Origin of the sequence: Spiroplasma sp. hy2 (assembly GCF_044714365.1) — a bacterium.
Taxonomy (GTDB): Bacteria; Bacillota_I; Bacilli_A; order Mycoplasmatales; family Mycoplasmataceae; genus Spiroplasma; species Spiroplasma phoeniceum.
The window spans coordinates 1-2,020 of the sequence record NZ_RXFZ02000176.1; the positions used below are offsets into that span (position 1 = coordinate 1).

A 2,020-nucleotide genomic window follows, 5' to 3' on the forward strand; every position below is an offset into this window, starting at 1 on the left:
TTATGTAATTATTTTTTTCATTAATTATTTACCTCCATATATTAAAAATATACCTAATTTTAGGTATATTTTATAAATATCAAGAGTTTTCGACAAAATTAAAGGATATATTTTACAAATAATAGTAATAATCCTGTTTAAATTACATTTAAACCTAGATAAAAATAAAAAAGAGATTTATTTAAAATGTTAATTTTTATTTATATCTTTTTTTATATTCTCTATTAATTTTATATTATTATATTACCATCTTCATCAATATTTGGTAAAGTTGGAATAGTTTGTAATGTTCATTGCCAAACTTTATAATTTGGCTCAATTGCAAGTTTACCTATTGTTGTATTATTATAAATTAAATTAATAACTCATTTTTTATTTTCTGATAATATATGGCTAATAACATAATATTTATTATCATTATTTTTAATAAAATAATTTAATGGTAATAAAATACCTTTTCAATTACCAATATCATCTGTTTTTTGAGTAAATGTTTTTGAATCATGACAACTAACTAAACTTGTTGTACTTGTTCCAATTAAAGTGATTGTTCCTAAAAAACTTAATATTTTTTTCATTTTGTAAATTCCCTTCTTATTTTTTGCTAATTTAATTAAAAAAGGAAAATAAATTAATTATTTCCCTTTATTATGTATTAGCTATATCACAAATTGCTGAAACTGTTCCTGAAATTGTTGAAACTAATGTTCCAACAACAGGAATTCATCCTGTAGTAGCTGAAATAAGAGCCCCAGTTTTAGTACAAGTTTCTAAATTTTTATTACCTTCTAAGTCGGTTTTTATATTATCTATTTTTTGATTTAATTGACTAATTTGTTGTTTTAAATCATTAATATCTTTTTGTAATCCTTGAACAGTTTTATATAATTCATTTATTTTAAATTTATTATCAATTGTTTCTAAAATATGATTTAAAGATAATAATTTATTTTTAAGTTCACTTAAATGATTTCCTTTTCAAGTTCTTTTTAAAGCTTGACCACGTTCATCATTACCATATTTAGGTAAATCTTGCATCTTTTGACGGTTAATTTCAACTTTTCATTCATTAAAATTTGAATTTCAATTTTTAATTAAATTTTCTTGTCCAAGAATGTTTGGTAATTCATTTATTAAAAAATCTTTGCTGATAAAACTAAATTTAATTTTTTTGTAGTGGGATATTTTTTACTATTTGCTTTTACAGTAATTTCTGCAGAAAATTCTTTATTTAAAAAAGAAAAATTAGTTTTACTAAAAATATTAAGTTCTGAAATATCTAAATTAGGATTTTGTTTTTTAACGGCATTTCAAATTGTTTCATTTTTATCATTATCAATCATTCCTAAATCAGTTTTGTTATTAAAATCCCTGTTTCAATTATTAGTAAGTTCATTATCAAGACGTCAGTTTGGATATAAATCTCTATCATCATGTCTTATATTTACATATCTATAACCAAAAGTACTATTTCATGCACACTTAATTCTTATTCTTTGACGCTTACTACTATTTTCTCAAGTAGAGTTATATGTACTTCAATTATTTCAAATATTTTTTGCAAGTCCTTTAAGAGCATGATTAGAAATTCTATGGTCTTGTCAAACCCCAGCATTCATTCTATTTTTAAATCATTCTTGAAAATCAGATAAATTAGAATAATAATTATAATTTATTTTAATTTCTTCTCACAAATCAGGTTTAAATGAAGCAAAAATATCATCTCTAGAAGCTTCAATTTCATCTCCGTGATTAACTCCTCTTTTATTTCTATTCAAAGTTTCTAAATTATTTGTTTCTGAATTAATATCATTATTTTTGATAGTTTCTTGTTTTTGATAAGGACTAGCGGCAATTGTTGTTGGKACAGCAGTTCCACTAATTGTTAATACACTTAATAAACTAAGTAATTTTTTCATACTTGTTTTTCTCCTTTTCTTAATCTTAAAACTTTTTATCAAGATCTACCTGCATTATATATATACAAGCAAAATTATCAATTATTTACNNNNWWAAAWWT

At 21.9% G+C, this 2,020-nt stretch carries 3 protein-coding genes; all 3 read right to left on the reverse strand.

Annotated elements, in window-relative coordinates; genetic code table 4:
- Positions 1-230: 230 nt before the first annotated feature.
- The 3 genes from EHV01_RS05040 to EHV01_RS05050 all read right to left on the reverse strand — a co-directional run bounded on the left by EHV01_RS05040 (position 231) and on the right by EHV01_RS05050 (position 1,919).
- Positions 231-578 carry a lipoprotein gene (locus EHV01_RS05040; protein WP_422066501.1) on the reverse strand — a complete coding sequence of 116 codons (348 nt, stop codon included), beginning with the start codon at positions 576-578 and terminating at the stop codon, positions 231-233.
- A gap of 70 nt (positions 579-648) precedes the next feature.
- The gene (locus EHV01_RS05045; RefSeq protein WP_422066502.1) at positions 649-1,038 is read right to left on the reverse strand and encodes a hypothetical protein; all 390 of its coding nucleotides are present in this window, start codon (positions 1,036-1,038) and stop codon (positions 649-651) included.
- Positions 1,039-1,133: 95 nt separating this feature from the next.
- Complete coding sequence (locus EHV01_RS05050; RefSeq protein ID WP_422066503.1) at positions 1,134-1,919, reverse strand: hypothetical protein; 786 nt, start codon at positions 1,917-1,919, stop codon at positions 1,134-1,136.
- Between the last annotated feature and the right edge of the window lie 101 nt (positions 1,920-2,020).